Genomic DNA, 17350 nt, shown 5'->3' with positions numbered 1-17350 from the left:
TCGAGGATCGCAGACCCGCGCGCCGGGGTCATTCCGCGAAGGCGATCAGGCGAAGTCGGAGATGTCGCCGACGAGGCGGGTGTTGTCCGCGGGGATCGGCTCGACGGCCGCCAGAGCGACCTGGGCCGCGAACTCCTGCACGTTGTAGAGCTTGCCGGCCGACTCGCGACGCGAGCTGATCGCGCCCGGGTTCGCGCGCTCCAGCAGGGTCGCGGTGATGGTGCCCTCGATCATGTCGCCCGAGACGACGACGAACTCGATCCCGCGCTCGGCGAGCTCACCGATCCGCTCGCGCAGGGCGTCCTCGCCGGCGCGCTTGGAGAGCGCGACGGGCTCGTACTCGGGCATCGTGGGCGTGGTCCGGATGAAGTGCGCCTGGTGGCTCGTGACGAACACGACACGGGAGCCCTCGGAGAGCAGCGGCAGCGCCGCGTCGAGCACGGCGACCTGCGAGTCGCGGTTGAGGACCATCGCGTAGTCCTCCCCCATGTTGCTCTCCATGCCGCCGGAGGCGTTCAGGACGAGCACGTCCAGTCCTCCGTACTCCTTCTCGATGCGGGAGAAGAGCTCGGCGCGCGAGTCGGCGTCGGTGAGATCGGCGCCGACGGCGATGGCGGTGCCGCCGGCCTCGACGATCTGCGCGACGAGCTTGTCGGCGCGCGGCGCCTTCGAGCGGTAGTTGACGACGACGCGGGCTCCGGCCTCGGCCAGGTAGCGGACCGTGTCGGCGCCGATGCCGCGGGACGACCCGGTGACGAGAGCGCGCTTGCCGTCGAAGGAGCCGGGGGCGAGGGGATTGGACACGGGTATTCCTCCAGAACGCCGGCTCGGAGACCGGATCGGGCACGATGACGGGCCACGGCCCGACGGAGGAGTCTACCAAGGGCCTCGAGATCGTCGGCGCACCCCCTCTCCCAGCCCTCGTCCGGGGGGCGTTGATAGCCTGGGAATGCTCGTCGAGGGGAAGGAGCACACAGCATGGACGCTGTCACCCAGTACGCGTGGATCCTCTGGCTCGCGCTGATCCTCATCTTCGTGATCGTCGAAATGATCACTCTCGAGTTCACGTTCCTGATGCTCGCCGTCGGCAGCATAGGCGGACTGCTGACCGGGCTGGTCGGGGCTCCCTTCTGGGTCCAGGTCCCCGTCGCGGCCGTCCTCGCCGCCCTCCTGCTGTTCTCCGTCCGTCCGCCGCTGCTGCGGCTGCTGAAGCGGGGCGGCGATCCCACCCCCAGCGGAGCGGACGCTCTCCTCGGGCTCTCCGGCAGCGTCGTCCTCGCCGGCCCCGGAGCCGGCCAGGTCAAGCTCGCCAACGGCGAGACCTGGACCGTCCGCCTGTCCCCGCTCGTCGAGGACCGCACACTCGGAGTCGGCGAGAGAGTCGTCGTCACCGCCATCGAGGGCGCGACCGCGGTCGTCGTCCCCGCCGAAAGGAGCACACCGTGACACCGTCCTCCGTCGTGACGATCGTCGTCGTCGCCGCCGTCGTCCTCTTCGCCCTGGTCGTCCTCTTCCGAGCGGTCCGCATCATCCCCCAGGCCACCGCCGGGGTCGTGGAGCGCCTCGGCAAGTACCACAAGACCCTGCTGCCGGGCCTCAATCTCGTCGTGCCGTTCATCGACCGGGTCCGCCCGCTGATCGATCTGCGCGAGCAGGTCGTCTCGTTCCCGCCCCAGCCCGTGATCACGGAGGACAACCTCGTCGTCTCGATCGACACGGTCGTCTACTTCCAGGTGACGGACGCCCGGGCGGCGACCTACGAGATCGCCAACTACCTCGGCGCGGTCGAGCAGCTGACCACCACCACGCTCCGCAACGTCGTCGGCGGCCTGAACCTCGAGGAGGCGCTGACCTCCCGCGACAACATCAACGGGCAGCTGCGCATCGTCCTCGACGAGGCCACCGGCAAGTGGGGCATCCGCGTCGGACGCGTGGAGCTCAAGGCCATCGACCCGCCCCTCTCCATCCAGGACTCGATGGAGAAGCAGATGCGCGCCGAGCGCGACCGTCGAGCCGTGATCCTCACCGCCGAGGGCACCAAGCAGTCCCAGATCCTGAACGCCGAGGGTCAGCGCCAGGCCGCGATCCTCGCGGCGGAGGGCCAGGCGAAGGCGGCGGTCCTGCGCGCCGAGGGTGAGGCCAAGGCGATCACCACCGTCTTCCACGCCATCCACGAGGGCCGCCCCGACAGCGAGCTGCTCGCCTACCAGTACCTCCAGACGCTCCCCAAGATCGCCGAGGGCAGCGCGAACAAGCTCTGGGTCATCCCGAGCGAGCTCACCGAGGCGCTGAAGGGCATCGGAGGAGCGCTCGGCCAGCGCGGCCAGTCCGCCCCGGCGGTCCGCCCGCAGGACGCGGTACCCACGTCGGCGCCTGCGGCTTCCGCGCCTGCCGCATCCGGGTCCGTCGGCTCCACGCCTGTCGTGCCCGGATCCGACACGTCCGCCCCCGCGGCGCCCGCGACGACCGACGGAACCCCGGACTCCGCGCCCACTCCCCCGCCGCCGGCCGTCTGAGCCGCGGACCCGGTCCGCGATGCGCGCCTCCGAGCCACCCCTCGTCCTGAGCGGGCCGATGCCCCGGGTGATCGCGCATCGTGGATTCGGCCCGCCGGCCGAGGGCAACACGCTCGCCGCCTTCGAGCGCGCCCTCGCCGCGGGTGCGGACCTCCTCGAGACGGACGCGCGCGCGTCCCTCGACGGGGTCGCCGTGCTCGTCCACGACGCCGAGGTGATCGACCGCTCCGGCCGCCGCCACGTCGTCGCCGCCACCCGGTGGGAGGAGCTCGCGGACCTCCGGCTGGCGGGCGGCGCCCGGCTCGCCTCTCTCGAGCAGGCCCTCGCCGCACTCCCCCGCGCGCGCTTCAATGTCGATGTGAAGTCGCGGGACGCGATCGGTCCGGTTGTCGCGGCGGTGTCCGGCGCCGCCGCCTCGGAGCGCGTCCTGATCACCTCGTTCTCCGAGATCCGTCGAGCAGCGGCCCTCCGCCGTCTTCCCGGCGCCGCGACCTCGGCGTCGGCGGTCCGCTTCGTCGTCGCCCTGGTCGCCGCCCACCTCGGCGCCGCCCTCCCCGTGCGTCTCGCTCTCCGCGGCATCGACGCGCTCCAGGTGCCCGAGAGCGCGCTCGGCCTCCGCGTCGCGGAGCCGCGGATCCTCGCCCGGCTGCGGGTGACAGGTTGCGAGATCCACCTCTGGACTATCGACGATCCGGAGCGGATGGAGCAGCTCCTCGCGCTCAGGATCGACGGGCTCGTGACCGACCGCACCGACCTCGCCCGAGCGGCCGTCGACGCCTTCCTCAGCGCCCGTCGGCCACGCCCTCAGGAGCCGCGGAATACGCCTCCGACCTGAGGATTCTCTGGCAATGGCAGGGACGGGAAGACCACCTCCAGGTACGACGTTGACACTGGGGAAGCACAGCGAGAGGAGACCACACAATGGCAGATCGAAGCTTGCGAGGAATGCGGCTCGGATCCCAGAGCCTGCAGAGCGAAGAAGGCGTCGTCTTCTCCCCGCGATCGACGTACGAGTACCACTGCGCGAACTGCGGCCACGACACCGACATGGTGTTCTCGGCCGACGCGGAAGCACCGGAGACCTGGGAGTGCCGCTCCTGCGGTCACGAGGCCACTCTGATGGTGGACTCGAAGCCGGTCGTCGTGGACAAGGGCGAGCAGAAGGCTCCGCGCACCCACTGGGACATGCTGCTCGAGCGTCGGACCCGCGCGGAGCTGGAGGAGCTGCTCGAGGAGCGGCTCGCCTATCTGCGCGCCAGGCGCGGCGAGCACAAGATCGGCGCGTAGCGCCGGTCAGCGGTAACGGCGTCGCGGCTCGCGCGTCCTGAGGACGAACGAGACCATGCCGATGAGACCGGCGGCCAGGAAGTACCAGCCGAGGTCTCGCGCCCACACCAGAGCCGGGGTCGTGGTGGAGCTGAGGGGGACCTCGTCCACCATGGCACCCGGCTCGAACCATGTCAGGGAGTCGATCGTCGCGCCGTCCGGCCCGATGATCGCACTCGTCCCGACGGTCGAGATGTTGACCACGCTGCGCCCGGTCTCGATGGCCCGCAGGCGAGCGATCGCGAGCTGCTGGACGCTCTCGTCGGTCCGGCCGAAGTCGGCGTTGTTGGTCTGCCCGAGGATGACCTGGGCTCCCCCGTCGACCATCGCGTTCGTCAGCGCGTCGTCCGAGATGTCGAAGCAGATCGCGATGCCTGCGAGGACGCCGTTCACGTCGAAGACGTTGGGACGGGTGCCGATCGAGTAGTCGCGGCTCACCAGGTCGACCAGGTCCGGAGCGAACATCCGCCAGAACGCCCGGTCCGGCATGTACTCGGCGAACGGGACGGGATGCACCTTGTCGTAGACCTGCGTCGCCCCCTCCCCCGCCTTCCAGAGCAGCGAGCTGTTGTAGAAGACGTCGTCCGAGGGGTTCGTGATCGTGCCCACGACGAACGGCGCGTCCATCGTCCGGCTGAGGTAGTCGAGGACGGCGGCCGACTGGGCGTTCCGGGTCGGATCGATGTCGACGCCGTTCTCGGGCCACACCACCATGTCGACGTCCTGATCGAGGATCGGCAGCGTCGCCGAGGTGTGGTCCTCGAGGATCTGCCCGCGGTAGCTCTGCGAGAACAGGCCCGCATCGGAGTCGCCCTGGACGGCGGCGATCCGGGTCGTGCCCTCCGTCGGTGCCGGCCAGGCGGGGAACACCAGCGCCACGATCGCGAAGCCCGCGAGAGCGCTGACGCGAGAGAAGGCCGGGACGGACATCTCGCGGACGGCCTGCGCGAGCACGGCCGCGAGGAACGCCACCACGAAGCCGAGGCCGGCGAAGCCGATCCACGCCGCGAGACCGGCGAGCGGGCCGAGGGACTGCGAGATCGCGAGGCGGCCCCAGGCGAAGCCGCCGTAGGGCCAGACGCTGGTGATCGACTCGCGCCCGATCCAGAGCGCCGCCAGGAGGGCGGGGAGGCCGACCATCCGGCCGAGCGGTCCCGTCCAGACGCGGTGGCCGCGCGTGGAGACGACCGCCATCAGCCCCGCGGAGAGCGCGAAGAAGATCGCCTGCAGGCCGGCGAGGGCCGCCCACGGGACCGGGCCGAGGTAGAGGGTCAGCCACTCGATGTGGACGCCCCAGAAGACCGCTCCGCCGACGAGGCCGACGAGGCTTCCGCTCCAGAAGCCGCGCCCCCCCAGCGCGAACAGGATCGCCGCGGCGCCCACGATCGCCAGCGGCCAGACGTCGGAGTCGGGGAAGCCGCGGTCGAGCACGGCGCCGCCGAGGGCGGCGAGGGGCAGCGCCACCCACAGCGGAACGGTCCGCCCGTCGGGCGGAGGAGCGATCGGCGTCATGCGACTGTCGAGTACGCGACGATGCCGCGGCGGACCAGGTCGAGGGCGGTCCGGGCCGCGCGGCCGACCTTGCCCTCGGCGACGACGGAGAGCTGGTCGAGGAGGTCGATGGTCTGCTTCGCCCAGCGCACGAAGTCGCCGGCGGCCATGTCGGACTCGCGGAGCACCATGTCGAGCGGCATGCCCTTGGCCCACATGTTCATCGACAGCGCCAGGCTCGTCGAGATCGGGTTGCTGCCCGGCAGGCGGTGCTCCCGCTCGACGTCGTCGAGCCGGGCCCACAGAAGCTGGGTCCTCTCCAGCGCCTCGGGGAACGCGCCGCGGGGCAGGAACTGCTCGCCGAGCGTCCCCTCCTCGCGTCGCGGCTCGAAGACCAGGCAGCACGCCATCGCCGCGAGGCCGGCCGGATCGAGCTCCGTCCACGCCTGCTTCCGGAGGCACTCGGCGACGAGCAGGTCCCGCTCCCCGTAGATCCGGCGGAGCGTGCGACCGTTGGGCGTCAGCGAGAGCTCGCCGACCTCGTCCCGGCGGAAGTAGCCGAGCTCGAGCAGCACGTCCGTGATGTGGTCGAAGATGCGGGCGACGGCGCCGGTGCGCGAGCGGATCTGGCGCTCGATCTCGTCGGTCTCGCGGCGCAGCTTCCACCAGCGCTCGGCCCAGCGCGCGTGCTGCTCGCGGTCGGAGCAGGCGTGGCACGGGTGCGCCTTCATCCGACGCCGCAGGCTCGTGAGCTGTCCCTGGCGCTTCTCGCGCTCGGCGTGGGAGGCCGACTCGCCGCGCACCGCGCCCCGGCGCTCGAGGTCGCCGATCTCACGGCGGATCGCCGCGTACTGCTCGAAGTCGCCCAGGTGGCACTGCATCGCCGTGACGTAGCCCGCCATCGACTCCTCCTGCTGGCGGACCCGGCGGGCGAGATCGACGACGGACCGGTCGGCCTGGAACTGCGCGAACGACGACTCGAGGATCTCGCGCGTGCGCACCCGCCCGAACTGCTCGATCAGGTTCGCGGCCATGTTGTAGCTGGGGCGGAAGCTGGAGTTGAGCGGGTAGGTCCGCCGGGAGGCGAGGGACGCGACCGCCTGAGGGTCCATCCCGCCGCGCCACTGGATCACCGAGTGGCCCTCGACGTCGATGCCGCGTCGGCCCGCCCGGCCGGTGAGCTGGGTGTACTCCCCCGGTGTGATCGGGACGCGCGCCTCGCCGTTGAACTTCTCGAGCTTCTCGAGGACGACCGTGCGGGCCGGCATGTTGATGCCGAGCGCGAGCGTCTCGGTCGCGAAGACCACGCGCACGAGCCGGCGCAGGAACAGCTCCTCGACGACCTCCTTGAAGGCGGGGAGCATCCCGGCGTGGTGCGCGGCGACGCCCCGCTGGAGTCCGTCGAGCCACTCCCAGTAGCCGAGCACCGCGAGGTCCTCGTCGCGGATCGTCCGGCACCGCTCCTCGACGATCGCGCGGATCTCGTCGCGCTCGTGGCGCTCGGTGAGGCGCACGCCCGACCGCAGCACCTGGCGCACGGCCTGGTCGCAGCCCGCACGGCTGAAGACGAAGAAGATCGCGGGGAGGAGGTTCTTGCCGCGGAGGATCTCGACGACCTCCGAGCGCAGCACGAGCTCCTCGGTGCGCTGCTCCGGGTAGCGGCCGCGACCGCCTCGGCCGTTGCGGCCGCCCCTGCCGCCGCGCTCGACCCGGGAGCCGCCCTGGGCCATGCGGGCGAGCTCGGGGTTCACCCGGTTCGTCGCCGCCCGACCGGAGGAGTCGAAGAGATCGACCAGCTTGCCGCCCACCAGGACGTGCTGGTCGAGCGGGACGGGCCGCTCCTCGGAGACGATGACCTCGGTCTCGCCCCGGACGGTCTGGAGCCAGTCGCCGAACTCCTCGGCGTTCGACACGGTCGCGCTGAGCGAGACCAGCCGCACGCGCTGCGGGAGGTGGATGATGACCTCCTCCCAGACGGCGCCGCGGAAGCGGTCGGCGAGGTAGTGCACCTCGTCCATCACGACGTAGGCGAGGTCGCGCAGGAGGTCCGAGTCGGCGTACAGCATGTTGCGCAGCACCTCGGTCGTCATCACGACGATGCGGGCGCGCGCGTTGACGTTCGAGTCGCCGGTCAGCAGGCCGACCTCGGAGGCTCCGTAGTCCTCGACGAACTCCTGGAACTTCTGGTTGCTCAGCGCCTTCATCGGCGTCGTGTAGAAGACCTTGGCCGTCGGGTCCTGCATGGCCAGGTGGATCGCGAACTCGGCCACCGCGGTCTTGCCGGCGCCGGTGGGCGCGGCGACGAGGACGCTGTGGCCGTCGTCGAGCGCGCTGCAGGCCTCGTACTGGAAGGGGTCGAGGTCGAACGCGAGGGTCGAGCGGAACGCCTCGACCCTCGCGTGGCCCTGGCGCGTCCGGAACGCGGCGAACCGCTCGGCGGGAGACGGTCCGGTCACGCGGGCAGGTCGGAGGGGCTGCCGTCGAACACCAGCTGGCGCTTGGCGGCGCGCCGGTCGTGCAGGATCGCGATCCCGCAGGCGAGGAAGAACAGGAAGATGATCGGGATGGCCAGGAGGAACATCGAGATCGGGTCGGCCGCGGGGGTCGCGATCGCCGTGAAGAGCACGATCGCCATGATCGCGATGCGCCACGACTTGAGGATCAGCATGCCGGGGAGGATGCCGAGGAAGTTGAGGAGCACCAGGAAGACGGGCAGCACGAAGGCGATGCCGACGACCAGCACGAGCTTGAGAACGAACTCGTAGTAGATCTTGGCGTCGAGGAAGCTCGCCGCGTTGCTGCCGGTGAAGCTCGTCAGGAGCTCCACGATGTGCGGGAACACGAACCAGCCGGCCGCGCAGCCCGCGAAGAACAGCGGGATGGCGGTGAGGATGAAGCCGAGGCCGTACCGCATCTCCTTGCGGGTCAGGCCCGGGACGAGGAACGCCCAGATCTGGTACAGCCAGACCGGGCTTGCCAGGACGATGCCCACCGTGATGGCGATCTGCAGCCGCAGGTCGAAGGCACCGGCGATCGTCGGGAAGTTGAGGATCGCCTCCTTGCCCTGGGTGGAGGCCACCTCGGAGATCGGAGCCTTGAGGGCCTCGAAGACCCACTCCGAGACGAACCACCCCGCGACGCACGCGATGACGATCGCGATCGCCGACTTGAAGAGCCTGTTGCGAAGCTCGACGAGGTGCGCCCCGAGCGACATGCGCCCGTCGGGGTTCTTCGTCCGCTTCGTCCGTGGCTTCTTCGGTGCCACGGACGTCATTACTTGAGCGGGGACTCGGGCGGCGTGGTGGTGCCGGTGCCGGTGGTCGTGCCGGTGGATCCGGCGACGGTGCCGGTGGTCCCCTCGGTCGACTCACGGCGCTCGGTGCCGTCCTCGTCCTTCATGGTCTTGACCTCGCTCTTGAAGATCCGCATCGACTGCCCGACACTGCGGGCCAGCTGCGGGAGCTTGGGCGCACCGAACAGGAGGAGGATCACGGCGAGGATGATGAGGAGGTGCCACCCCTGGAGGCCAGCGAACATTGCAGACTCACTTCACTTGTCGGTTGCGGTGTACGAGGAGCTTACCCTGTTCGACCCGTTCTGACCGGCGGAGATCGATCCTGTCGCGACGTGCGTCACGCCGGCCCTCGTGCGCACGCCTCACGTCGTCGCGATCGGCGAACAGCGACGAGGACGGCCGGGGCGGCAGGTCGTCCGTCATTCCAGGACTCAGTGTCTCGAGTTTCGCGGTGACCTCGGACAGCTGTCCGAGGAGCACCTTCCCCTTGCGCCAGTAGGAGAGGGCGAAGAGGACCAGCATCGCCAGAGCGCCCAGCGCGAGGCCGAGCCAGATCAGGATCCACGACCACCAGGTCACGACGGCTCCCCCTCGTTCGCGGCGAGCGCGGAGGCCGCCCAGAGCGCGACCGCGGTGCGCGCCTCGGGGGGTGCCACCACGGTGACGAGACCCGCCAACGACGCCACCAGGCGCGTCAGTCCCTCCAGATGGGCGACGCGGAGACGGACGAGGACACCGTGGTCCTCCTCCCCCGGCACGGGATCGGGGAACTCGGCGTCGGCCGCGTAGTCGCCCAGCAGCACGACAGCGCTGGGGGCGACGCGCAGGTCCACGACGAGATCGGAGGCGGAGGCCTCGAAGAGCCGTTCCGAGAGGGTCACCTCGTTGCGGCGCCGGACGATCGGCGTCCCCGTGTCGCGGAGGGAGCGCATCCTGTCGACCCGGAACGTCCTGACGCCCTCGCGGAGGTGGTCCCATCCGCGCAGGTACCAGTCCCGATCGACCGATTCGAGCACGAAGGGGTCGACGAGCCGGGACTCGGTCTCGCCGCGGGCGCTGCGGTAGTCGAAAGCGACCTGCGTCGCCGAGCCCATCGCTGTCCGCAGGAGCGCCACAGCGCTGTCCGCGCCCGTGCCGCGCGAGACCGCGACCGCGCTCGGGGCCGAGGAGGCGCCGCGTGCGAGCTTCCCCATCAGCGAGGCGATCCGGTCGTTGCCCTGGTTCTCGGGCAGCGCTGCGAGGTACTGCATGCCGGCGATGAGGGCGGCGGCCTCCCGCGCCGAGAACCTCGGCGAGTCGTCGATCGCGACCTGGTGGGTGAGGACGACGTGGTCGTTCTCCTCGAAGTCGTCCCAGCCGATGTCGAAGAGGTCGTTCGCCTGGTACTGCGCGGTCTCGCCGGGGATGCCCGAGACGGCGATGAGGCGCACCGCGCGGCGCACCTCCTCCTCCGGGATCTCGAAGTGCGCGGCGACCTCGGCGACGGACACGCGGCCCCGGTCGAGCAGGTAGGGAACGAGGGAGAGGAGGACGGCCAGGCGGTCGCGCGCCTGCAGGGAGCGGGGTCTAGCCACGGGGATCCCCTCCATGGTCGTCCAGGGTGCGGCGGAGGCGGTCGAGGACGCGGCGGCGGAGCTCCTCCGGCTCGAGCACCCGCACCTCGGGACCGTGACCGGCGAGCTCGTCCGCGAGCACGTCCGGGTCGGTGTAGTGCAGGCGCAGCAGGCCCTGGCCCTCGCCCTCGGCCTCGGCACGCCCGCCGAGACGGAGGGCGGCGTCGGAGTCGGGGGCGACGCGCAGGAGCGCGCTGTTGCGCTGCAGGATCTCGTCGAGCTGGGCGAGAGCGGTCGCCGCGTGGTCCCCCTCCACGAGAGGCGCGGTGCGGCCGGTGGACGCGACCGGCCCGACGATCCGCGACAGGAGGAAGGTCCGCGTGCCCTCGGCGCCCTCGTCCCAGCCGTGGAGGTGCCAGCGCCCCTGGTGGTTCACCAGGGCGCGGGGCTGCACGGTGCGCACGCGCGGCTCCTCGCCGCCGGGCTTCAGATAGGGGAAGCGGACGACCTGGCCGCGGTCGAGCGCAGCGTTGAGCGGCTCGAACGAGGCCTCGCGGACCCGGATCGAGGGGCTGATGCCGATGACGGGGTCGACGGACTCGACCCCGATCGAGCGCAGCTTGATCAGCGCGCGCCGCGACTCCGCCGAGAGCGTCCCCTCGCGCCAGACCGCCCCGGCCAGGCGGAGCAGCGCGAGCTCCTCCGGGTCGAAGGTCAGGTCGGCCGGGAGGTCGTAGCTGCGCTTCGCGATGCGGTACCGGACGGTCTGGGTGTTGCCCGGGTCGCCCGGGGCGTCGACCGTCTCGATCGGGATGCCCAGCTCGCGCAGGTCGTCCTTGTCGCGCTCGAACTGGCGCTCGAGCGAGGTCCGGTCGCCCCGGCCCACCCGCTGCCGGTAGCCCTGCACCGTGGAGAGGACGTCGGCCTTCGTCAGTCCGTTCTCGGCCGCGACGAGCGCGAGCACGAGGTTGAACAGACGCTCCTCGGCCGGGACGCGGCTCGAGGACGGGGCGTCGGAAGGCACGCCCTCCAGTCTAGGGCCGGGCCCGGTCAGACCTTTCCGAGGATGTCGGCGACGAAGATCAGCGTCGCGCCGCCGGGGATCCCGCCCTGAGGGGAGCCCTGGTCGCCGTAGCCCTGGTCCGGCGGGATGACCGCGATGACCTGGGATCCGACGGGCTGGCCGATGAGGGCGTCGGCGAATCCGGCGATGACTCCGCCCTGGGTGGTCGAGCCGTCGGCGGCCGTGAAGACGGCGGGAGCGCCCTTCTCCCAGCTGGAGTCGAACACCTTCCCGTCGCTCCACTGCCAGCCTGTGTAGGCCACGACGACCTGGTCGCCCTCGGCGACGACGTCGCCGTCGCCCTTCTTGAGCTGGGCGATGCGGAGGTCGGTCGGCGCGTCACCGGAGGGCTTCGCGAGCCCCGGGCGTCCGTCGTCGCCGAGCGTCACCGTCGGGAAGCCGTCGGGCGCGGGCTGGGCGGCGCCGTTCGCGCGGGCCAGCGAGGCCTCACGGACGTCCGCGACGAGCACGAGCGTGTCGTCCTCCGAGATGCCGAGCTGCGACGAGGACTGGCCGAAGCCGTCCTCGGGGGCGATCGCGATGGCGACGCGCGAGCCGACCTGCGTGCAGAGGAGGCCCTCGTTCAGGCCGACGAGCCCGGCTCCGCCGACGCCGAAGCGGGCGGTGCTCGACCCGTCGTAGGGCGAGGTCTCGAGGACCGTGCCGTCCGCTCCGTTGACCAGGGTGTAGTCGATGGTGACGAGCTGGCCCTTCTCGAGCGGTGCGCCCGAGCCCTCGATGAGGGTGCTGACCTGCGTGCCGTCCGCCTTCAGCGGCGTCGGGACGCTGACGTCCGGCTTCGCTCCGAAGTCGCCCGTGGCGCTGACCGCCGCCGAGGAGTCGCCGGAGGAGAACGGAGCGTCGCAGTCCGCCTGCGAGGAGGACGCGGTGCATCCGGTGAGAGCGGCGACGATGCCGATGCCGGCGATGAGCGCGGTGGTCCTGCGCACGGGTCCTCGATTCGAGTGAAGGGGAGCGGTGACGCCCGGGGTGGAGACGGCCCGGAGGCCGGGAACAGCTTAGAGGATGCCCTCGTCGTCGGGCTCCGCGGTCTCCTCGCCGAACCCGCGGGCCCGGGAGAGCTCGGCGCTGGTGGCGGACTCGCGGACCCGCTTGCGCAGGCTCTTGGGGCTCACGGCGCGCTCGCCGAGCGCGCCGGGGGTCCAGGCCTCCACGTCCTCGTCGCTGAAGTCCGTCTTCGACGGGCGACGCTTGAGCTCGGGGAGCACGGTGTCCGGAGCGAGCCGGCGAGCGGTGATGAGGAAGCCGGTGTGGCCGATCATCCGGTGGTCCGGCCGGACCGCGAGGCCCTCGACGTGCCAGCCGCGGACCATGGTCTCGTTCGACGACGGGTTCGTGAACAGGCCCGAGGCGCGGATCGCCTCCGCCGTCCGCGAGAGCTGCGTGACGGTGGCCACGTAGCAGAGGAGCACTCCCCCGGGCGTGAGAGCCTCGGCGGCGACGTCGAGGCACTCCCAGGGCGCGAGCATGTCGAGCACGACGCGGTCGGCCTCGCCGGACGGGACCGTGCCGGGCAGCGCCTCGACGAGGTCGCCGACGGTGACGCTCCAGTTGTCGGGCGTGTAGCCGAGGAAGGTCTCGATGTTCGCCCGTGCGACATCCGCGAACTCCTCGCGCCGCTCGAACGACGACAGCCGGCCGGTCGGACCCACCGCCCGCAGCAGCCAGAGCGAGAGCGCGCCGGAGCCGACACCGGCCTCGACCACGCGGGCGCCGGGGAAGACGTCGGCGAGGGCGAGGATCTGGGCCGCGTCCTTCGGGTACACGATCGCCGCGCCGCGGGGCATCGACATCACGAAGTCGGCGAGGAGAGGGCGCAGCGCGAGGTGCTCGACGCCGACGGTGTTGGTCACCACCGAGCCGTCGGGCAGCCCGATCACCGTGTCGTGCTCGATGCCGCCCCGGTGCGTGTGGAACACCTTGCCGGGAACGAGCGTGATGGTGTTCATCCGCCCCTTGGGTCCCGTCAGCTGGACGCGGTCTCCCGCGCGGAAGGGTCCGGAATGCTGCAGTGCCTCACCGGTCATCGGCGGGCCTCCGTCTCGGTCGTGGCCGGGCCGGAGCCGCGGTGCTCGGAGGACACCGTCGCGAGGTCCGCGACGGTGCGGCCCGCGAGAGTGGGCCAGAGGGCGTAGGGGGCGGCGGGATCCAGCTCCAGCTGGTGCGGGACGCCGATCGCCGCGGCTCCGGAGGCGACGGCCGCGCCGAGGCCCGTGAGGGAGTCCTCGATCGCGACGCATGCGGTGATGTCGACACCGAGGGTGCTCGCGGCGAGGAGGTACGCCTCGGGGTGGGGCTTGCTGCGCTCGACCATGTCGCCGCTGACGACGGCGGCGAAGGCGGGGAACGGGATCCGGTCCACGACGGCCGCGGCCATCCGCGAGATCGACATCGTGACCAGCGCCTGCGGCACACCCGCCTCGGACACCGCGTGCAGCAGCTCGAGCGCGCCCGGTCGCCACGGGATGCTCACGGCCAGCTGGTCGACGACCTCGTCGGTCATCCGGTCGATGATCGCGTCGACGGAGAGGTCGACGCCCTTGCCCTGCAGGATGCGGGCGGCGGCGGGCAGGCCCGAGCCGACGAGTCCCATCGCGTCCTCGTGGGTCCACACTCCGCCGAAGGAGGAGACGAGCGCGTGCTCCGACGCCATCCAGTACGGCTCGGTGTCGACGAGCGTCCCGTCCATGTCCCAGAGGACGGCGGCGGGGGCGGACGCTCCTCCGAGCGGCTCGGAGGACAGCGGCCGGGCGGAGGTCTCGGGAGTCACGAGCGACCATGGTACCGGCAGGGCCGCGCCCCTCCCCGGCCGCGGGCCGAGAGCGAACAGCGCGGCCGATCCCGCCGGACGGGACGGGCGCGGCCGGGGGCGGTCCTATCCTGGACGGAGGGACAGGCGCGGTGTGCGCTCCCCGCACATCGAGCCGAACGCGGAGATCCTGCCTATGAACGTGATCACGGGGAACGTCCTGGTCGTGGCCTTCGAGGGCTGGAACGACGCCGGGGACGCCGCCAGCGGCGCGCTGCGGCTGGTCAAGGACGCCGGGGAGTACGTGCCCCTCTTCGCCGTCGACGCCGAGCAGTACTACGACTTCCAGTACACCCGCCCCATGCTCTCGATCGGCGAGGACGGCCGCCGCAGCCTCGCCTGGCCCGGCACCCAGATCTTCGGCCCGGCCGACACCTCGGTCGACGCCGAGAGCGCGCTGTACCTCATGATCGGCACCGAGCCCTCGCGCAGCTGGAAGAGCTTCGCGGCCGAGGTCGTCGACGCCATGCTCGCGATAGACATCTCCGCCGTCGTCTTCCTCGGCGCGATGCTCGCCGACGTCCCGCACACCCGGCCGATCTCCATCTTCGCCTCGAGCGAGAACGCGGAGCTGCGGAGCTCGTTCGAGCTCGAGCGCTCCAGCTACGAGGGGCCGGTCGGCATCCTCAGCGTGATCGGCGAGGCCGCACAGAAGGTCGGCATCCCCGCCGTCTCGATCTGGGCCTCCGTCCCGCACTACGTGCACAACGCGCCCTCGCCCAAGGCGATGCTGGCGCTGCTCGAGAAGCTCGAGGAGGTCGTCGGCCTGGCGATCCCCCGCGGCGACCTCGTCGAGGAGGCGGAGGAGTGGGAGCGCGGCATCGACGCCCTCGCCGCCGAGGACGAGGAGATGGCGTCGTACATCGCCCAGCTCGAGCAGGCGCGCGACACCGTCGACTCGCCCGAGGCGAGCGGCGAGGCGATCGCCCAGGAGTTCGAGCGCTACCTGCGCCGCCGCGGCGACGGCCGCTCCGGCGAGGAGCCCTGGCGCCCGTAGCCTCCGCCGGCGCCCGCTCGTCCGAGACGGTCGTCGATCACGGGACCGCTCCGGCCGATGACCCTCCCGGCCGCCCTGACGGGACTCGAGCCGTTCGGGACTCGAGCCGTCCGGGACTCGAGGCTTACGGGACTCGAGCCTGACGGGGTTCAGGCCGGGCGCACCCCGAGCAGGGCGTCGACCGCGTCGCGCAGGAGCGACGGGTCGTCCACGCCCTCGGTCAGTGCGGCGTCGACGACGGCGAGGGCGGCCGGAGTGCCGAGGTCGTCGGCCAGCGCCTCGCGCAGCTGCGCCAGCACCTCGAGCGCCGAGCGCGGTCCGACGGCGGCGAGGGCCGCCTCCCAGCGCGCCAGGCGCGCCTCGGCCGACGGCAGGTCCCCGGGCAGCCACTCCCAGTCGGAGCGGTAGTGGTGCGCGAGGAGCGCGAGGCGGATCGCCCGCGGGTCCGCGCCCTCGCTCCGCAGACGTGAGACCAGCACCAGGTTCCCGAGCGACTTGCTCATCTTCTCGCCCTGGTAGGCGACCATCCCGGCGTGCGCGTAGGCGCGGGCCAGAGGACGGCCGGACAGCGACGCGGCGTGGCCGGCGCTGAACTCGTGGTGCGGGAAGACCAGGTCGCTCCCGCCGCCCTGCAGGGTGAACTCGGGTCCGAGCCGGTCGAGGGCGATCACCGAGCACTCGATGTGCCAGCCCGGACGGCCGCGGCCGACCTCGGCGTCCCAGGCGGGCTCGCCGGCGCGCTCGGCCCGCCAGAGCAGCGGATCGAGGGGGTCGCGCTTGCCGGCGCGCTCCGGGTCGCCCCCGCGCAGCGCCGAGAAGCGGGCCATCGACTCCGCGTCGAGCCGGCTCTCGCTGCCCAGGTGCCAGACGGCGCTCTCGGCCGCGGCGATGTCGTAGTAGAGGTCGCTCGCGCCCTCCTCCGCCGCGTCCGGAGCAGCGACGCGGTAGGCGACGCCGTCGCGCTCCAAACGGGCGACCGCCTCCGCGATGGGATCCACGGTCTCGGTGACTCCGACGTAGTGCTGCGGAGGCAGGACGCAAAGGGCAACCATGTCGCCGCGGAACAGCTCGACCTGCTCCTCGGCGAGGTCGCGCCAGTCGACACCGGTGGCCGTCGCACGCTCGAGCAGCGGGTCGTCGACGTCGGTCACGTTCTGGGCGTACTCGACCGTGTAGCCCGCGTCGAGCCAGACGCGCTGGACCGTGTCGAAGGCGAGGTAGGTCGACGCGTGCCCGAGGTGGGTGGCGTCGTAGGGCGTGATGCCGCAGACGTAGAGGCTCGCGACTCCGCTGGGCGCGTCGAGCTCGACGGGGCCGGCGGTCGCGGTGTCGTGCAGGCGCGGTGCGCTCCCCCGGCCGGGCAGGGCGGGGACGTCGGCGGCGGTCCAGGCGCGCATCTAGGCGGCGATCAGGCCGGTGGCGAGCGCGACCATGAGGACGACGCCGAGGACGATGCGGTACACGACGAACGGGAGGAAGCTGCGGCGGGAGATGTAGCTCATGAAGAACGCGATCACGACGAAGCCGACCACGAACGCGACGATGGTCGCCACGAGAGTCTCGAGCCCGCCGACCTGGACCTGGTTCGGGAGCACGACCGGGTCGCTGATGCTCTTGTACAGCTGGTAGAGACCGCTGCCGAACACCGCGGGGATCGCGAGGAGGAAGGAGTAGCGCGCCGCCGCCTTGCGCTCGTAGCCGAGGAAGAGGCCCGCGGTGATGGTGCCTCCCGAGCGCGAGACGCCGGGGATCAGGGCGAGTGCCTGCGCGCCTCCGAAGATCAGGCCGTCGCGGACGCCCAGGTCGCGCAGGCGGCGCTTCTTCGCGCCGACCGCGTCGGCGATGCCGAGCAGGATGCCGAAGAGGATGAGGGTGGTGGCCACCACCCACAGAGAGCGGAGGGTCGTCTCGATCGCGTCCTGGAAGACGAGGCCGAGGACGATGATCGGAAGGCTGCCCAGGATGATGAGCCAGCCCATGCGGGCGTCCGGGTCCGAGCGCGGGATCCGGCCGACGAGGGAGCGCGCCCAGTGCGAAACGATCCGTACGATGTCGCGCCAGAAGTAGATGATGACGGCGGTCTCGGTGCCCAGCTGCGTGATAGCGGTGAACGCGGCTCCGGTGTCGCGGCCGCCGAGACCGGGCAGCAGCTCGCTGACGATCCGGAGGTGGGCGCTGGAGGAGATGGGGAGGAATTCGGTCAGACCCTGGACGAGTCCCAGGATCAGCGCGTCGAGCAGGCCCATGCGTCACTTTCGAGGAGGGCTGGGGCGTCGTCG

18 protein-coding genes are annotated in these 17350 nt (G+C 71.7%); 5 read left to right on the top strand and 13 right to left on the bottom strand.

All coding sequences use genetic code 11. The annotated features are described in order from the left end of the window. Window positions 1–45 precede the first annotated feature (45 nt). Window positions 46–804 (bottom strand): SDR family oxidoreductase, encoded by a 759-nt coding sequence (locus tag C5C37_RS03770; RefSeq protein ID WP_104260700.1) that lies wholly within the window; start codon window positions 802–804, stop codon window positions 46–48. 174 nt (window positions 805–978) lie between these two features. Here C5C37_RS03770 and C5C37_RS03765 point away from each other — a divergent pair, with 174 nt between their 5' ends. The 4 genes from C5C37_RS03765 (at window position 979) to C5C37_RS03750 (ending at window position 3803) form a co-directional block, all read left to right on the top strand. Beyond that, a complete protein-coding gene (locus C5C37_RS03765) occupies window positions 979–1446 on the top strand; it encodes an NfeD family protein (protein WP_104260699.1) in 468 nt (155 codons plus the stop codon). A 14-nt stretch (window positions 1447–1460) separates the two neighbouring features. Continuing rightward, window positions 1461–2516 carry an SPFH domain-containing protein gene (locus C5C37_RS03760; protein ID WP_374953801.1) on the top strand — a complete coding sequence of 352 codons (1056 nt, stop codon included), beginning with the start codon at window positions 1461–1463 and terminating at the stop codon, window positions 2514–2516. A gap of 58 nt (window positions 2517–2574) precedes the next feature. Continuing rightward, window positions 2575–3351, top strand: a complete 777-nt coding sequence (locus C5C37_RS03755) for a glycerophosphodiester phosphodiesterase family protein (protein WP_258066906.1) — start codon at window positions 2575–2577, stop codon at window positions 3349–3351. A gap of 86 nt (window positions 3352–3437) precedes the next feature. Next, window positions 3438–3803 carry an RNA polymerase-binding protein RbpA gene (locus C5C37_RS03750; protein ID WP_068207052.1) on the top strand — a complete coding sequence of 122 codons (366 nt, stop codon included), beginning with the start codon at window positions 3438–3440 and terminating at the stop codon, window positions 3801–3803. Between the two features lie 6 nt (window positions 3804–3809). Here C5C37_RS03750 and lnt read toward each other — a convergent pair whose 3' ends face one another. The 10 genes from lnt to C5C37_RS03700 form a co-directional block, all read right to left on the bottom strand. Continuing rightward, window positions 3810–5354: an apolipoprotein N-acyltransferase gene (gene lnt, locus C5C37_RS03745; RefSeq protein ID WP_104268654.1), complete on the bottom strand. Its 1545-nt coding sequence runs from the start codon at window positions 5352–5354 to the stop codon at window positions 3810–3812. Further along, window positions 5351–7789: an RNA helicase gene (locus tag C5C37_RS03740; protein WP_104222026.1), complete on the bottom strand. Its 2439-nt coding sequence runs from the start codon at window positions 7787–7789 to the stop codon at window positions 5351–5353. Before C5C37_RS03740 ends, lnt begins: the two co-directional genes overlap by 4 nt. After that, window positions 7786–8607, bottom strand: coding sequence for a twin-arginine translocase subunit TatC (gene tatC / locus C5C37_RS03735; RefSeq protein ID WP_374952911.1), 822 nt, complete (start codon window positions 8605–8607; stop codon window positions 7786–7788). Before tatC ends, C5C37_RS03740 begins: the two co-directional genes overlap by 4 nt. Then, complete coding sequence (tatA, locus tag C5C37_RS03730) at window positions 8607–8870, bottom strand: Sec-independent protein translocase subunit TatA (RefSeq protein WP_104222022.1); 264 nt, start codon at window positions 8868–8870, stop codon at window positions 8607–8609. Before tatA ends, tatC begins: the two co-directional genes overlap by 1 nt. 7 nt (window positions 8871–8877) lie before the next feature. Continuing rightward, window positions 8878–9207, bottom strand: coding sequence for a hypothetical protein (locus C5C37_RS03725; RefSeq protein ID WP_104222020.1), 330 nt, complete (start codon window positions 9205–9207; stop codon window positions 8878–8880). Next, window positions 9204–10202 carry a YafY family protein gene (locus C5C37_RS03720; RefSeq protein WP_258059235.1) on the bottom strand — a complete coding sequence of 333 codons (999 nt, stop codon included), beginning with the start codon at window positions 10200–10202 and terminating at the stop codon, window positions 9204–9206. Before C5C37_RS03720 ends, C5C37_RS03725 begins: the two co-directional genes overlap by 4 nt. After that, window positions 10195–11205, bottom strand: coding sequence for a YafY family protein (locus C5C37_RS03715; RefSeq protein WP_104222016.1), 1011 nt, complete (start codon window positions 11203–11205; stop codon window positions 10195–10197). Before C5C37_RS03715 ends, C5C37_RS03720 begins: the two co-directional genes overlap by 8 nt. A gap of 26 nt (window positions 11206–11231) precedes the next feature. After that, a complete protein-coding gene (locus C5C37_RS03710) occupies window positions 11232–12194 on the bottom strand; it encodes an FKBP-type peptidyl-prolyl cis-trans isomerase (RefSeq protein WP_104222014.1) in 963 nt (320 codons plus the stop codon). 69 nt (window positions 12195–12263) lie between these two features. Continuing rightward, window positions 12264–13292, bottom strand: coding sequence for a tRNA (adenine-N1)-methyltransferase (locus C5C37_RS03705; RefSeq protein ID WP_104222012.1), 1029 nt, complete (start codon window positions 13290–13292; stop codon window positions 12264–12266). After that, window positions 13289–14035 carry an HAD family phosphatase gene (locus C5C37_RS03700; protein WP_258066905.1) on the bottom strand — a complete coding sequence of 249 codons (747 nt, stop codon included), beginning with the start codon at window positions 14033–14035 and terminating at the stop codon, window positions 13289–13291. Before C5C37_RS03700 ends, C5C37_RS03705 begins: the two co-directional genes overlap by 4 nt. A gap of 175 nt (window positions 14036–14210) precedes the next feature. Here C5C37_RS03700 and C5C37_RS03695 point away from each other — a divergent pair, with 175 nt between their 5' ends. Further along, entirely contained in the window at window positions 14211–15071 is an 861-nt protein-coding gene (locus C5C37_RS03695) for a proteasome assembly chaperone family protein (RefSeq protein WP_104222142.1), read from the top strand. A gap of 149 nt (window positions 15072–15220) precedes the next feature. Here the strand turns inward: C5C37_RS03695 and mshC are convergent, their stop codons facing one another. Both mshC and C5C37_RS03685 read right to left on the bottom strand, forming a co-directional pair. Further along, on the bottom strand, window positions 15221–16468 hold the full coding sequence (gene mshC / locus C5C37_RS03690) for a cysteine--1-D-myo-inosityl 2-amino-2-deoxy-alpha-D-glucopyranoside ligase (RefSeq protein WP_104338486.1): 1248 nt from the start codon (window positions 16466–16468) through the stop codon (window positions 15221–15223). Beyond that, window positions 16469–17317, bottom strand: coding sequence for an undecaprenyl-diphosphate phosphatase (locus tag C5C37_RS03685; protein WP_104222008.1), 849 nt, complete (start codon window positions 17315–17317; stop codon window positions 16469–16471). Window positions 17318–17350: the final 33 nt, after the last annotated feature.

Source organism: Rathayibacter sp. AY1F9 (assembly GCF_002932155.1).
In the GTDB taxonomy this organism is placed as follows: domain Bacteria; phylum Actinomycetota; class Actinomycetes; order Actinomycetales; family Microbacteriaceae; genus Rathayibacter.
Note: the sequence above shows the minus strand (reverse complement) of the source record. Positions and strands in the feature narration are given on the sequence as shown.